9 protein-coding genes are annotated in these 14,900 nt (G+C 53.4%); all 9 read right to left on the bottom strand.

Annotated elements, in window-relative coordinates:
- Positions 1-410: 410 nt before the first annotated feature.
- Positions 411-2,036, bottom strand: a complete 1,626-nt coding sequence (cysN, locus tag M0R33_RS11310; RefSeq protein ID WP_292568839.1) for a sulfate adenylyltransferase subunit CysN — start codon at positions 2,034-2,036, stop codon at positions 411-413.
- Between the two features lie 39 nt (positions 2,037-2,075).
- Positions 2,076-2,984 carry a sulfate adenylyltransferase subunit CysD gene (cysD, locus tag M0R33_RS11305; protein WP_292568837.1) on the bottom strand — a complete coding sequence of 303 codons (909 nt, stop codon included), beginning with the start codon at positions 2,982-2,984 and terminating at the stop codon, positions 2,076-2,078.
- Between the two features lie 121 nt (positions 2,985-3,105).
- The gene (locus M0R33_RS11300; protein WP_292568835.1) at positions 3,106-4,665 is read right to left on the bottom strand and encodes a SulP family inorganic anion transporter; all 1,560 of its coding nucleotides are present in this window, start codon (positions 4,663-4,665) and stop codon (positions 3,106-3,108) included.
- A gap of 35 nt (positions 4,666-4,700) precedes the next feature.
- Complete coding sequence (can, locus tag M0R33_RS11295; RefSeq protein WP_292568833.1) at positions 4,701-5,333, bottom strand: carbonate dehydratase; 633 nt, start codon at positions 5,331-5,333, stop codon at positions 4,701-4,703.
- A 127-nt stretch (positions 5,334-5,460) separates the two neighbouring features.
- Positions 5,461-7,017: an NADH-quinone oxidoreductase subunit M gene (locus M0R33_RS11290; protein WP_292568831.1), complete on the bottom strand. Its 1,557-nt coding sequence runs from the start codon at positions 7,015-7,017 to the stop codon at positions 5,461-5,463.
- A complete protein-coding gene (locus M0R33_RS11285; RefSeq protein WP_292568829.1) occupies positions 7,010-8,548 on the bottom strand; it encodes an NADH-quinone oxidoreductase subunit M in 1,539 nt (512 codons plus the stop codon). The genes M0R33_RS11290 and M0R33_RS11285 overlap by 8 nt, the downstream gene beginning before the upstream one ends.
- Positions 8,545-10,122 (bottom strand): proton-conducting transporter membrane subunit, encoded by a 1,578-nt coding sequence (locus tag M0R33_RS11280; protein WP_292569086.1) that lies wholly within the window; start codon positions 10,120-10,122, stop codon positions 8,545-8,547. The genes M0R33_RS11285 and M0R33_RS11280 overlap by 4 nt, the downstream gene beginning before the upstream one ends.
- On the bottom strand, positions 10,122-13,319 hold the full coding sequence (locus M0R33_RS11275) for a DUF2309 domain-containing protein (RefSeq protein WP_292568827.1): 3,198 nt from the start codon (positions 13,317-13,319) through the stop codon (positions 10,122-10,124). The genes M0R33_RS11280 and M0R33_RS11275 overlap by 1 nt, the downstream gene beginning before the upstream one ends.
- Positions 13,316-14,788: an NADH-quinone oxidoreductase subunit M gene (locus M0R33_RS11270; protein WP_292568825.1), complete on the bottom strand. Its 1,473-nt coding sequence runs from the start codon at positions 14,786-14,788 to the stop codon at positions 13,316-13,318. Before M0R33_RS11270 ends, M0R33_RS11275 begins: the two co-directional genes overlap by 4 nt.
- Between the last annotated feature and the right edge of the window lie 112 nt (positions 14,789-14,900).

Below are 14,900 nucleotides of genomic sequence, written 5' to 3'. Positions count from 1 at the left end.
TGCGGATTAATCTGTCGGTGTGGGTAAATTCTACGGACATATGGTTTTAATTAGAACTAGTTTGTTCTAATTAAAACCAGTTTTGTGAGGCGTGTCACGCTTTTGGGGGCTTTAAACGGTTTTCGGTCTACAAAATTGCGGATCGGGCGGACTGGGGCTTGGCGCGAGAAGTTAACTTCGGCGCGGTTGCCGCAAAAATATTTTTTCGGTTTTTATGAGGATGTTGGTGGCAGCCGGTCTTAACGGAATTGTGGTTTCGGCGTTTGCCAGGCAGGCTAGATGATTGCCAGCGGTGTCGTGCCCAAGCTGCGATATCGCCGTTGTTGCGGCGCTATCGCAGCTAAATGGGTGATTTAGCGATGCTCGATTTGCGGCATCGCCTTCGGAAAGGGGGCCGTTACCCGATGCTATTAATGAATCAAACCGCGATTCTTCAATGCTGCATAGATTTCGTCGACCGTGTATTCGTCGCTGTTAAACGACACGTCAGCCTGGGCCGGCTTGCTATCCAGGCACAGACACAGCAGGCCCGCGTGTTTGATGGCGCCGACCAACGCATCGTTGCTGGTTTCCAAAATGGTTGCGGCATGGCCGGTGTCGAATAATTTACGTTCCAGTTGATAAGCTGTTTGTAGCACGTTGCCGCCGCTTAGGCCGATCACCGAGGCAATTTGTCCGAATCGGGTGGCGCGTTCTTCGGCGCTGACCGGCGACCAGTCTTCTTCGCTGGCGTCGCCGCTAATCATGCCGGCTCCGACGGTGATATTGGTCAGTCGGTCGATGACGATGAACGAACCGGTATATTTGCCGCGTTTGTAGGGGTCGAAAACCACCGGCGCATTGACCGCCACCGTGCAATGGCCGATTTCGTTCAGTTTCAGCTCGTTGGCGTCGTGATGTTCCAGGGTGTTGACGTCGATACGGTGATGGATCAGCGACACCGAACCCGATACGCTGCGGGTGGCCAGCTTGATCAGGTATTGGCGGCCCGGCGTCATGGCTCGTTCGGCCATCCAGACGATGTCGGCTTTAAATTTATCGGCTACCGTCGGCGCATGTTGATGTTGGCCGATGATGATGTCACCGCGGCTGATGTCAATTTCGTCGGTCAGGGTCAAGGTCACCGCCATGGCGGCAAAAGCCTCATCCAGCTCGCCGTCGAAGGTGACGATGGATTTGATCTGGCTGGTTTTACCGGACGGCAGCGCGGTGATCGCGTCGCCCTTGTGGAACACGCCGGAGGCTACGGTGCCGCAGAAGCCGCGAAAGTCCAGGTTCGGACGGTTGACGTACTGCACCGGAAAACGGGCGTCGTCAAAGTTGTGGTCGCTGGCAATTTCGATGGTGTTGAGTAACTCCATCATCGGTTTGCCTGTATACCAAGGCATGTTTTCGCTGGGGTTCACCACGTTGTCGCCATCCAGCGCAGACATTGGGATGAAATGGATGTCGTGTTGACCCAAAGTCTTTACGAAGGCCAGATAATCGGCTTTGATTTTGTTAAAGGTGTCTTCACTGTAAGCCATCAAATCCATTTTATTGATGGCCACAATGATGTGTTTCAAGCCCAGCAAGGAGGCGATAAAACTGTGTCGTTTGGTTTGGGTTTGTACCCCATAACGGGCATCGATCAGGATTACCGCCAAATCGCAGGTGGATGCGCCGGTGGCCATATTGCGAGTGTACTGTTCGTGGCCCGGTGTGTCGGCAATGATGAATTTGCGGGTGGAAGTAGAAAAATAACGATAGGCCACGTCGATGGTGATGCCTTGCTCACGCTCGGCCTGCAAGCCGTCGACCAACAAAGCCAAGTCGATCTTGCCGGCGCCGGTGGTGCCGGACTTAACGCTGTCAGCCTGTACGGCAGCTAACTGATCTTCATAGATCATTTTCGAGTCGTGCAACAGACGACCGATCAAGGTACTTTTACCGTCGTCGACGTTACCACAGGTTAGAAAACGCAATAATTCTTTGCGTTCGTGTTGCGCCAGATAGGCGTTGATGTCGGTGCTGATTAAGTCGGATTGGTGGGACATGTTTTTCTCTGAATTCGTTGCTGATCGGAATGACGCGTATTAGAAGTAGCCTTCGCGTTTTTTCTGTTCCATGGAGCCGGATTGGTCATGATCGATCAAGCGACCCTGGCGTTCCGAGGTGGTGGTCAGCAGCATTTCCTGAATAATTTCCGGCAAGGTGGTGGCGGTGGATTCGACGGCGCCCGTCAATGGATAACAGCCCAGGGTACGGAAACGCACCATTTTCATTTCGATTTTATCCTCTGGGCCGATAGGCATACGCTCGTCGTCAACCATGATCAACATGCCGTCTTTATTCACCACAGGACGTTCTTTGGCAAAATACAGCGGCACGATGGGGATGTTTTCCAGATGAATGTATTGCCAGATGTCCAGCTCGGTCCAGTTGGATAGTGGGAATACCCGGATGCTTTCGCCCTTTTCGACCTTGCCGTTGTATATATTCCACAGTTCCGGGCGCTGGTTTTTCGGGTCCCAGCGGTGGTTCTTGTCCCGGAAGGAATAGACACGTTCCTTGGCGCGGGATTTTTCCTCGTCGCGGCGGGCGCCGCCGAAGGCGGCATCGAATTGGTGTTTGTTCAAGGCCTGTTTTAAGCCGTCTGTTTTCATCACGTCGGTGTGTTTCTTACTGCCGTGGCTGAAGGGGCCAATGCCTTGTTCGACGCCGTCCTGATTGATGTGCACCATCAAATCCCAGCCCAGTTCTTTAGTCATGCGGTCGCGGAACTCGATCATTTCCTTGAACTTCCAGGTGGTGTCGACATGCAGCAACGGAAACGGCGGTTTGCCCGGAAAGAAGGCTTTGCGGGTTAAGTGCAGCATCACTGCCGAATCTTTACCAATGGAATACAACATGACCGGTTTATCGAATTCCGCCGCCACTTCGCGGATGATGTGAATACTTTCAGCTTCAAGCTGCTTAAGGTGAGTCAATTTATAATCGGTCATGAACGTTCCGGGGCGCGCGGCCATATTTGCAAAAGGGTGTAAGGCCGCTATTTTAAAGGTAAATCGCCTTTCGACGCTATCGGCAACTCAGATTATCTCCTGAATGGGATATCGATTTGGCTTAGTGCCCGGCGCTGGGTACCTGACAATAGGCATTAAACCCCTGAATTTCCACCTTGATGCCACGGTCGGGCGCCGCCAGTAAGAAGTCGGCAATGGTTTCCAGGATGTCCTGATCGATAAACAAGGCTTTGTTGCCGTCGATCAGCAGTTCGCTGTCGTTGGGGATGGTGCTTAAGTATTTACGCAACAAGGCTTTGTTCAGGAACGACACGTCTTTGTGCAGGCGCAGCAGATAATGCGAACCGTGTTCGGTCAAGGTCATGGCCGCGTGGAAATTGGCCTTCAATACAAAGAAGATGCCGATTGCCATACCGATGCAGATGCCTTGCAACAGATCGGTGGCTAGAATGGCGATCACGGTGATCGCAAAAGGTAAAAATTGATTCCAGCCTTTGCGATAAAACTCAACGAATAACTTGGGTTTAGCCAGCTTGTAACCGGTTTGCAGCAAGATGGCGGCCAGACAGGCCAAGGGAATTTCGTTTAATAACCCGCCAAAAAACACTACGCTGATCAGCAATAACACGCCATGAAAAAAACTGGACAGGCGGGTCTGGCCGCCGGCATTGATATTGGCCGAGCTACGCACTATAACCGCGGTAATGGGAATGCCGCCTATTAAACCGCTGATGATATTGCCTAAGCCTTGCGCCTTTAGCTCCCGATTGGTGGGAGCGATGCGTTTGTGCGGATCCAGTTTGTCGACCGCTTCGATACTTAATAAGGTTTCCAAGCTGGCGATAATGGCCAGGGTAACGGCAATGCTATAGATTTTAAAATTCAGCAGGTGGCTAAAGTCCGGCATGCGCAGCTCATCGATGAAATTTCCGACACTGCCAAGTTCCGGTAACGATACCAAATGTTTCTGACTGATGGCCCACTCGGGAGCGTATTGTAATGTCAGGCTGTTATAGGCCATCCCCCACATCACCGCCACCAGCGGTCCGGGGATTAATTGCAGTAAATTGAAGCGTTTAAAGAGATCGGTTTCCCACAAAATTAATATCAGCAGCGCTATGCCACTGACCAATGTGGCACCGGGAGAAATGCCTTCCAAAGCATCGACTAATTCAAAAAAACTGGTTTTGGCGGTTTCCTGCATATAGCTTTCGTCACCGTCAAAACTAGTGTCGTAACCAGTGGCATGCGGAATTTGTTTGATAATCAAAATCAAGCCTATCGCCGCCAGCATGCCTTTAATCACCGATACCGGAAAAAATGCTCCGATCAAACCGGCTTTCATATACCCCAGTAACAGTTGGAAAACCCCCGCTACCAACACGCTCAGTAAAAACGCATTGAAACTGCCTAAGGTTTCAATGGCGTTAAATACGATCACGGTCAAACCGGCGGCAGGACCGGACACGCTCAAGTGCGAACCGCTGGCCCAGGCCACCACAATACCGCCGATGATGCCGGCAATCACGCCGGCAAACAAAGGTGCTCCGGAGGCCAAGGCAATGCCCAAGCACAAGGGTAGCGCCACCAAAAATACCACGATACTGGCCGGCAAATCGTGGCGTAAATTACTCAAATAATAGTGTAAATGGGTTTTCATGAGAGTATGCTCAGCAAGTTCAAAATAACAACAGGTTAATCGGTGTAACGGTAAATGGGGTGGATTTGGGTGTTGTGATCCAGTTTGATCAACTCGTCGATTAAGCCATCTTCCAAACCATACACCCAGCCGTGCAAGGTCGGTTTATGTCCTTGTTTCCAAGCGGATTGAATGATAGAGGTATGCGCCAAGCGATACACCTGTTCGATTATATTAATCTCGATCAAGCGTGACAGTTTTTTGGCCGGATCGATAGCCTCCAGCTCGTCCTGATGCAACCGATAAACATCCTTGATATGCAGCAACCACTTGTTGACGATGACCAAATCGGATTTTTGCGGCTGCAATGCCGCTTTAACGCCTCCGCAGCCGTAGTGACCGCAGACAATGACATGCTTGACCTTGAGCACCGAGATGGCGTATTGCAAAACGCTTAGGCAGTTAAAATCGGTGGTAATCACTTGATTGGCAATATTACGGTGCACGAATATTTCGCCTGGTTGGGCATTCACGACGGTCTCCGCCGGCACCCGGCTATCCGCGCAACCTATCCATAAAAAATCCGGCTTTTGTTCTTTTGCCAGCAGTTTAAAATATTCGGGGTCTTTCCTGCTGACTTCTTGCGACCAGGCACGGTTTTCAAGCAATAATTTATCGGGGGTATGCATATTGAGCTTCCTTAATCAGGTAAAGTGTTTTGAGTGGATGTTAAGAAATTGCGTTTGTTCAAAAGCTAAATGACGGCATTACAATATCGAATCGAAATTATATGGCTGATTTCCCGGCCATGTGCGTTTAATTAACGGGGGGCGGCTCAAACACACGCTCGGCAAAAAAGCCGTCCGCCATCCATACCGTCGGTTGATATACACGCTGTAACCACAAGGTCAAGGTATTCTCCTGTTGATTGAGCAACCATTGCGGATAAAACCCCAGCCATAACACCAGTAAGGCCGGAATCGCCAAAATGAATATCTCGCGAGGGCGCAGATCCTGTAAGCGGGCAACCGTTTGCAGCGTGATCGGGCCGAACAGGCCTCGCCTCGCAAAGCCCAATACGTAGGCCGCCGCAACGATTGCGGTAAATAACACCACCGGCGCCAGGGCCGGAAAGCTTTGTAACGTGCCCAGCAAAATTAATAATTCAGCCGGGAAACCGTTGGTCAGCGGTACGCCGATACTGGACAAGGCAAATAGAAAAAATAATACCGTTAATCGCGGCATGGGTTTGGCCAAACCTCCCAGGTGCACTAACTCGGTACTACCCAGGCGTTGTTGCAGCATGCCGGCTAGCAGCATTAAACTGCCGGCCACCACGCTGAAATTCAATAATTGCATGATCGCCCCCTGCAAACCTTGCAGGGTCAGTGAAGCAACGCCCACCAACACCAAGCCTACATGACTGATGCTGGAATAGGCCAGCAAACGGCGCAGATTGGTTTGTTGCAAGGCAATCAGCCCGGCGTAAACCAAGGTAATGCTGCCTATAATGGCCATTAACCAGCGATGTTCGGTGGCCGCGACCGGCGCCAAGGGAATGGCGAAGCGCACCATGCCGTACACCCCCAGTTTCAAGGCCGTTAAAAGGGCAGTGATTTGGGCCGGTGCTTCCATGGCTAGCGTGGGCAGCCAGGTATGAAACGGCATCAGCGGCGCTTTCACCGCAAACCCCAACATCAATAAAAAGAAGATCAGGTTTTGCAAATCGTTGGCTAACGGTGTCTGCAACAAGATCGGCAAGCTAAAAGTCAGCGCTTGCGGCATGGTACCACCGGTCAGCTGGGCGTGATTAAGCGCCAGCAGAATAATCCCGAACAGCAGCGGTACGCCGCCGAACAGCATATATAAAGTATATTTCATCGCCGCGTAACGACGTTCGGCACCCATGCCCCATAAACCGATCAAAAAAAACAACGGCGGCAAGGTCAATTCCCAGAACAGGAAAAACAACAGCAGATCCAAGGCGGTAAACACGCCGATGGTGATGCTTTCCAGCACCAGCAGCAAGGCCAGATGAAAGCGGTTGAGCTGCTGTACGCTATTCCAGCCGGCCAGTATAGCCATCAGGGTCACCCAGGCGGTCATCGGTAAAAACAATACCGAAATGCCGTCCACACCCAGCAGATAATGCACATTCAGGTTCGGTATCCACAAGTAATCTTCCTGGAATTGGAAACCGCCGAAATCCGGATTAAAGCCTAGTACTACCAGCAGGCTGAATACCAATTCGGCGCCGGCTACCAGCAAGCACAGCCGTTTGGCCTGCAGCGGGTTATTTACCAATCCCAACAGTAAGGCACCCAGCAAGGGCCAGATCAGACACAGAGATAACAACGGAAAATGCTCAGTCATGGCCTGGTTCGTTAGCATGGTGGCTGTGATGTTCGGGGTAGTGTTCGCCGATTTCGCTGGCTTCCTGGTCGATGAATTTCAGCCAGGGGGTGGTATAAAAGCCGGTAGCCATCAGCAAACCGCAAATCGCCAGCGCAATGATGCGTTCCTGAAACACCGGATGATGGATGCTGCTGTAGGGTTGCACCTTTCGCCTGGGATAAGCGATGAACAACCGTTGAAAAGCCCAGAGCAAAAATCCGGCGGCCATGACGTTGCCGATCAAAATGGCAATGGCGATCAACCAGCCGTGTTCCTCAATGGCGCCTTCGATGAGCAAATGGGCGGCATCGAAACCCGGCGTGCCCGGCATGACCATGGTGCTGAGCGCGGAAATTAAAAATAATAAGCCAATTGCCGAATTGTTCTCGAACAAGCCGCCCAGACGCGGCAAATACGACGTGCGGGTGCGCTCGTAAATCAGGCCTATGCTGAACAACATGCCGGCCGTGGCCAAACCGTAAGCCACCGACAGCAAAATACTGCCTTCCAAGGCAAAATCGTTGAACGAGAATACCCCAATCACCAGCATGCCGGTATGGCTGATTACCGCAAAGGCCAGCAAGCGGCGCATGTTGATTTGCATCAACGCCAACAGGGCGCCGTAAAAAATCCCCAGCAAGCCCAGACTCACCACGAAACTCGCCCAATGTTCGGCCGCCCCCGGCACCAGCGGCAGGATAAAACGGATCAGCGCGTAAACGCCTAGTTTCAGGCCGTGTAAAAAAATCGCCGCACTGGCCGCGGTGCCGTGTTCGGCCAGTAACGGTAGCCAGGCGTGAAACGGAAACAAGGGCATGCGTACCGCAAAACCGAAAAACAACAGGATGAAAATCAGCGTTTCATGTGGAATGGCCAGATTATGGTGCTTTAAAGTCAGCCAGTCGAAGCTAAAATCCAAGCCGCTCTGCATTAATCCCATGCTCAGCAGTAAAAATCCGGCCAAGCTCATTCCCAGCCCGGATAGCCAGTATTGCAATACGGTTTTGATCACCTGATTACGCCGCTCGCCGGTGCCGGCAGACACTGTCAGTGATACCACCGGCAGCAGTTCCAGCAAACACCAAAACCAGAACTGCATGGCGTTCAAGGCCACGAAGGCGCCGATCAAAATGCCCTGATAAGCCAGCAAGCAGGCCACGAACAGTCTGTCGTTACGGTGGCGGGTAATCGTGGTGTAGACCAAGGCCAGCAAGCCTAAAACGGCCGTTAAGGGTACGAACAAAATATTGGTACCGTCCACGCCGACCCGATAACCCAGGCCCAGAAAGTCGACACTTTCGGCCAAATGAATGCCGGGGGCTTGCGAATCGAACACCCGTAACAAATAAATGCTCAGCGCCAAATTCAACAGTGCGCCGCTTAGGCCCAGATTCAGACTATAGGAGGGTTTATTGAAAAGCACCAGGCCCATCGTCAACAGCGGCACCAGGGTCAGCACCGTTAATAACGGAAAGAAAATGGTTGCGTGCCAGTATACGATATCGGTCATGGCGCGTATCCCAAGGCTACCATCAGGGTGATCAATACAAACAAGATCAGATAGCGCGGACTCAATAATAAATGCTCGAAGCGGTTGGCGTGCCGTCCCAGTCGTCGCCCCCAGCTGATGGAGTCCCGACCGATACCGCGCAAAATAAAGCGGTATTCGAACCAGCTCATCAGGGCCGCGGTCCATTGCGCCAATTTTCCGGCCAGTCCGCTGCCGCGGGCGAAGCTATCCATGTCGTTGTCCAGCTTAGCCCCCAACTTTTGCTCCTCCCATTGCGCCAAGGAAGAAATGCTTTTGATGGCAGGGGCCGGTATCCCCATTATCGGATCGATAATGCGGTCGTCGATGTTGCGCATATCCTTGGCTAATTGCTGAACCGGTTTTACCAGCATCCAATCCAGCGCCGGCTCCAGCCAACCGCGTTGCAATGAAATCACGAATGCCCAGCGGCAATCGGCCCAGCCCTGCGGCACAGGTCGAATGGGCTGGCCGTGGGTGGCGTGCAAAATCGACGGAGCAGTTAGCAATAAATAGCAGCGCACCACGGCGTGCGCGCACAAATGCCAAGCGGCCAGTTGCCAATAACCCAAGCCGCATTCCAAAAACATCAAACCCAACTGGGCCGAGCAGGCGTAAACCTGCGAACTTTTAATGTCGGTTTGGCTTAAGCCTGCCCAATAGCTGTAAACGGCGGTAACGCCGCCCATCGCCGTTAACAACAGCATAACCAGCGGGGCTTGCGTAAATAACGCTTGCAATTGAATCAGCAAAAACACCCCGCCATGTACCATCACGCCGCCGTAAAAAATGGCGCTGGATGGGGTCGGCCCTTCCATGGCGCGCGCCAGCCAGGGCGTAAACGGAACCTGCGCCGACTTGGCAAAGGCCGCCAGCGCAAAACACAACGCTAACAGAGTGGCGTCGCCTGGAGTCAAATCGGTTGCGCTTTGATTGATGATTTGCCAATCGGCGCTTTCCAGCCAGATCAGGGATAAGGCGATGCCGAGCAGAAATCCGCCGTCGCCCACCCGGTTGGTGACAAAACCCCGGGTGGCGTTATGCGCAGCAATCGGCCTGTCGTATGCATAGGCGATTAGCCAATAGGAACAAACCCCAGCCAGTTCCCAACCGGCAAAGGTCAATACTGCGTTACCGGCTAACACCAGCAACAACATGGCCGCCGCGAAGAGATTGAGAATGAAAAAGAAGCGATGAAAACCGGCTTCGCGGTGCAGGTAATTGACCGAAAACCGCATCACGATCAGCAAGAGCACGGAAAACAAGGCTGCCAGGCTGAGATTAAACCCGGAACTGCGAAATGAAACAGTGATGTTGAAGCGACCGCTATTAAGCCAATTGCCTAAAACATGTTGTTCCGCTAATTGGCCGTAAAAACCGGCGATCTGCAGGGCAATGGCCAATAGTGCCGCCAAACCGATAGCGGTCAAACTGATTCGGCTAGTAACGGCTTCATCCGGTTCGCCACTGATGAAATTGAAAAAATGCAGCCCGCCTATCAACACGGCGGCCAGCAAGGGTAACAAGGGCAGCAGGGCAATCCAGCAGGCATCCATCAACTGGTTACTCCTACGGATTGCGGCTGCTTGATCAACATAGGCGACACGGCCGCGGTGGTGTCGCGATAGCAATCCGGAGAATGGTCGCGTAACGGCAGCGGTTTGTCTTGCGGCTGCCAGCGCACAAAGCCGGTGCCGCGTTGAAATACAAAAATATGCTCGCTGTCCGGGTCTTTGGCGGAAAGGTGCACCCAGCCGCCGCCGATCAATTCCTGCAAGTCGGGTTGGCGGGCATAGATTTGTTCCAACACCGCGGTTTTGGCTTCCACCACGATCTGCAAACGCATGGCTTCGTGTATCTCCACCATTTGCCAGGGCAAGCCGGTGCGTAAATCGCTGCCGGTGCCTTCCATAACGCCGAACAGACCAGTGACATTGTGCGGAATCTTGGTACCGCAACCGAGCTTTTCATTATTCACGCTGGAAAAATAATATTCCAGATTAATCCCGGCACCGACCGGGCCGGCGGTCAGCAAGATGTTTTCCAGAATCGTCCCCTCGGGGTCTTGACTGGGGTCGTAGGAAATCAAAAACAACCGCCTGTCGAAAAACACCCCTTGAGTTGCCGAGCGTCGGCCGATGAAGGCCGCTGCATTGGTGGCGTGGCCGAATTCAGGCCTGACTTGGCTTAAATCCATGGCTCTGTTTTGTACATGCCGGATGGCCGCTTTTGCGGACGCCGGTTGCCCGGCCGAGGCAAACCGCCGGCAGCGTTCGGCGGCGGCCAACCTGTTTGCTTGTTCGAGGCTGGTCTTGAATTGGCTAAATTCATCCAGGCGGTGATCCGGAATCCTGTCCAAATCGTACCAGGTAAGGCTGTCGCTGCAGGTATCGTGCTGGCCGCCGACAAACCAGGTATCATCCGGAATCGCAATGCCGAGTTCGGTCAATAATTGCCTTACTTGTGGTCGATTGGCCATGGCCGCGAATGCCCGTGCATTCGGGCCGCCCTGGCGGCCGCCGCAGGCGCCGCAATCGTGGGCCGCTTCGTGCGGATTATTTTGGCTGGTGGAGCCGTGTCCCATCAGCGCCACGATACCGGCAAAGCTATGGGTTAGGCCGGTGGTTTTCAAGAATCCCGCCACTCGTTCGGTCTGTTCCCGGTCGGTAAAGCCCAGTTTTGGCGCGGCTGGCGCGGTCGGCCCTGTGTCGGCGGCGGTAAAGTGCAGTTGCGTGGCCACCCTGGGTACCAGCCAGCGTTGCCAGGCCTGTTCGAGCAACCGTTGCCCGGTTGGCCACAATGACTTGCCCAGCAAACGCAGTAATTGCACTGGCGCCAGGGCATAAACCAACGGATAGGCCCGGATCAGGCTGCCGCGCATATTTTGGTAAAGCTGATAGGATAGGCCTTCCGCCCGTTGCGTACCTTTGCGGTGAGCAGCCAATTGTTTTTGTTGTTCGGGCTGAACCACTTCGTTAATTTGATGGGCAGGCGTCACCACTACCGGACAAAGCGGTGTGACATTGTGGGCATCCAAGCCTTTATAATTCATGGCGATGCCGAAAAATCCCGCCACGCCCAGGGTTTCGATAGCCGGATTTAATTCTTCCAGATGCCGGCGAAAGCTTTCCTCGCGTTCATCCATGCAAAAATAAATTTGCGCCTGCGGCCGGCTGTCCCGGTTCAGCCAGCGGCCGCGGCCGTGATTGGTATGCACGGCTTGTAACAGTTCGTACTGATAATGTCTTTCGTAGGCATTTAACCAGACCGTGTTGCGTTGCAGTGCGGAAAAGCCATCGATGGCGGTCAGCCAGGCCAGCAGTTGCTGCTTGCCGACATGCTGCAAATCGGCCGTAGACAAGTCCAACTTTTGACAGATATGAAATAATCGCCAGCCGTGATTGCCCGCGCTGATATGGCCGGCATGATCGGCCAGCGGGCTTTGCCGCCAGATCCACATGCGTTCGGCTAAGAGCCGCCAATCACGTGGATTATCCGAATTGTCGGCCAACAAGGTTTGCGTGGCTTGGGCTAAATATTCCGGCAAATCCGCCGCAAAATGCGCTTGCCTGACCAGGCATTCAGCGCTGTGTTTGTGGAAATAGGCTTGTAACTTGTCCAACTTTACCGGACAGCGCCAGTGGGTATGGCAAATGGGTTGTAAATACAGCCGATCCAGAACCAGGCGAATGGCCAGATAATCCGCCAGTAAGGGCCGGCTTGCCCGCTCCGTCCGGTAGTCGGTATGGGTTTGCCGCCAGTTGATCAGTCCGGCCCAACCCGGGAGCTCCAAGGCCAGGCGTTGTAAATAACCCGCCCAGCGTTGTTCGGGGATGGCCACGGCCTCCAGTTGCTGAATGATGGCGTCGAGCGAATCTTCGGGCAGCGCGGCCAGTACCGATTGCCAGCCGGCCAGTTCCTGAAATACCGGCAACAGATCGTATCTCGCGGTTTGTCGCCAGGTGGCATATAACCCCAGGTTCTGCCGATCCGGCAAGCGCCAAGCCGCCAGTCCTTCATCGAGCAAGGACCCGCACCAGCGTATCAATTGCGACCTCACGCTGTCCAAAGTGTCGATGCCCGTCAAGGCCTGAATTAAACCGCGCAAGCTCAGGTTTTCACCGACTTGGGCAAATAATGCCCGCACCTCGTCCTGGGTTTGTTGCCGCATGCGCTGGCTGGCAGCGTACTTCCCGGTCTTTTCGTCGCCCAATAGCCAGGCTTCGGCTTGTTCGCTGCTTAAATCGAGCGCTTGTTCGGGATGGGTATCGGGACCGCTCAATTCGAGTTTACCTAGTATGGTCGTCCATAATTCGCTGGTTTGCAGCGTCGGGGTTTCCTGAAGTTGCCATTGCAATTGAGCCGGGTTGAGGATGGGTAGGTCGTGCAGCAAGGCTAGTCGGTAAAGTTGTTTTAAACCGATGCCTGTGTGGCCCGCGCCGGCGGGTTCCGGCCAACCGTCCAAACCAAACTGCTGTTCTAATGTCGCATCGATATCCTCATCGGTGATGCGGCCCTGCTGGTAAAACGCCCGAAATTGTTCGGCGGGCAAATAACACGCGATGCCGGTCAGCGCGGTAAATTCGGCCAAGGCCCGCTCAAATGGCAAATGCTGAAAACCATGCAGGGTATTATGGTGCACAAAATCGTGTATCGGCCCTTGCCCAGGCAAAACATGGTCCAAATGTTCAATGGCAGCCAGGATAATTTGGCGGGGCGAGGGGCTGTTCGCTGCCGGTGAGTGGATGCTCATGGCAAGCGCTCTCCAATCACTACCATCATTCGGCTTACCGTGGCAGTAGACAATTCAATCAACGGCGCAGGCAATAGACCGAACAAAACAATGCAGCCCACTAAAAGCCCGGATGCCATCATTTCGACCGGTTTCAGATCGGCAATGCGTTGCATCTGCGGTTTGACCGGGCCGGTAAACAGTAAGCCGATGGTGCGCATGGCATAGGCTGCGCTGATCAGGATGCTCAGGCTAAAAAACACCATGAGTCCACCCCATTGTTGAAAGCCGCCGATCAAGGTGTGCAGTTCAGAGATGAAACCCACCGAGCCCGGCAAACCCATCGCCGCCAACAGCGTTAGGGTAGTAAAGGTGGCAAAGCGCGGCATGACTTGCACCAGTGAGCTGTAATCCAGAATATTGCGGGTATGGGTGCGTTCATATAACAGGCCGACCAGCAAAAATAGTCCGCCGGCAATCAGGCCGTGGGCGGTCATTTGTAAAATGGCCCCGCTGAAGCCGGTTTGATTCAGAGTGGCGATACCCAGTAATACCAAACCCATGTGGCTCAAGGATGCATAGGCCACCATGGCTTTTAAATCCCGCTGCCGCCAGGCCAGCAGTCCGCCGTAAATCATGCCGAACAGTGCCAAGAATAATAAAACCGGTTGCAGTAATTGCGCCGCCACCGGCAGCATGACCACCGTGCGCAGCAAGCCGTAAGCCCCCATTTTCAACAAGATGCCCGATAGTAAAATACTGATGGGGCTGGGTGCTTCCACGTGCGCTAGCGGCAGCCAGCCATGCAGCGGAAAAATCGGCATTTTTACCCCGAAACCGAGTAAAAAACCCAGCAATACCAATACCTGTTCCAGCACCGGCATGCTCTGTGCGGCTTGGCCCATGGAAGCCATCATCGAACCTTGATGCTCCAGGTCGTATTGGCTGATGGCCAATAAACTCAGCAACATAAACACCGAACCGCCCATGGTGTAGAGTACAAAATTCAGACTGGCCGCATGCCGACGCTTGCCGCCCCAGCGGTCTATTAGAAAAAACAGTGGGATCAGGGTGACTTCCCAGAAAATGTAAAACAAGGCCCAATCCTGAGCCATGAATACGCCCAGCATGCCGAATTCCAGTAACAGTACGCAGATGTGGTAACCCTTGACGCCTTCACGGATAGAAAACGAAGCCAGCAAGGCAATGGAACTCAGCAGAGTGGCCAACACCAGCATAGGCATGGACAAGCCGTCGACGCCCAAGGCGTAAGCGCTACCCAACTTCGGGTTGAGCGGATAAAACTCGCTGAACTGCATGGCGCTGTCGGCGGCGTTGAAGCTGAATAGTAAATAACATGCAAGCAGAAACGCGCCTGCCGTCGCCGCCAAGCTGATTTGCCTGATTAAGCCATGTCTCTGCCCGGAAATCGGGGCCAGCAGCAGTACCCCCAATGCCGGGGTCCAAAGCAGAGCGCTTAATATTGCCATGGTTAAAAGAAGTTGAAGTCGTGTTGGGTGTATTTTAATGGCATTTGGTTGAAATAGGCCAATTTTGCAAAAAACGGTTTATTTGAACCGATTTATTTAAGCCGATCTTTTT

This window comes from Methylomonas sp. (genome assembly GCF_023228165.1).
GTDB lineage: Bacteria > Pseudomonadota > Gammaproteobacteria > Methylococcales > Methylomonadaceae > Methylomonas.
This window is presented reverse-complemented; position numbering and strand designations above follow the sequence as displayed.

Bases quoted from the DNA above. Each gene is read 5' to 3' on its own strand.
- cysN (WP_292568839.1), bottom strand. From the start codon at position 2,036: ATGTCCCACCAATCCGACTTAATCAGCACCGACATCAACGCCTATCTG.
- cysD (WP_292568837.1), bottom strand. From the start codon at position 2,984: ATGACCGATTATAAATTGACTCACCTTAAGCAGCTTGAAGCTGAAAGT.
- M0R33_RS11300 (WP_292568835.1), bottom strand. From the start codon at position 4,665: ATGAAAACCCATTTACACTATTATTTGAGTAATTTACGCCACGATTTG.
- can (WP_292568833.1), bottom strand. From the start codon at position 5,333: ATGCATACCCCCGATAAATTATTGCTTGAAAACCGTGCCTGGTCGCAA.
- M0R33_RS11290 (WP_292568831.1), bottom strand. From the start codon at position 7,017: ATGACTGAGCATTTTCCGTTGTTATCTCTGTGTCTGATCTGGCCCTTG.
- M0R33_RS11285 (WP_292568829.1), bottom strand. From the start codon at position 8,548: ATGACCGATATCGTATACTGGCACGCAACCATTTTCTTTCCGTTATTA.
- M0R33_RS11280 (WP_292569086.1), bottom strand. From the start codon at position 10,122: ATGGATGCCTGCTGGATTGCCCTGCTGCCCTTGTTACCCTTGCTGGCC.
- M0R33_RS11275 (WP_292568827.1), bottom strand. From the start codon at position 13,319: ATGAGCATCCACTCACCGGCAGCGAACAGCCCCTCGCCCCGCCAAATT.
- M0R33_RS11270 (WP_292568825.1), bottom strand. From the start codon at position 14,788: ATGGCAATATTAAGCGCTCTGCTTTGGACCCCGGCATTGGGGGTACTG.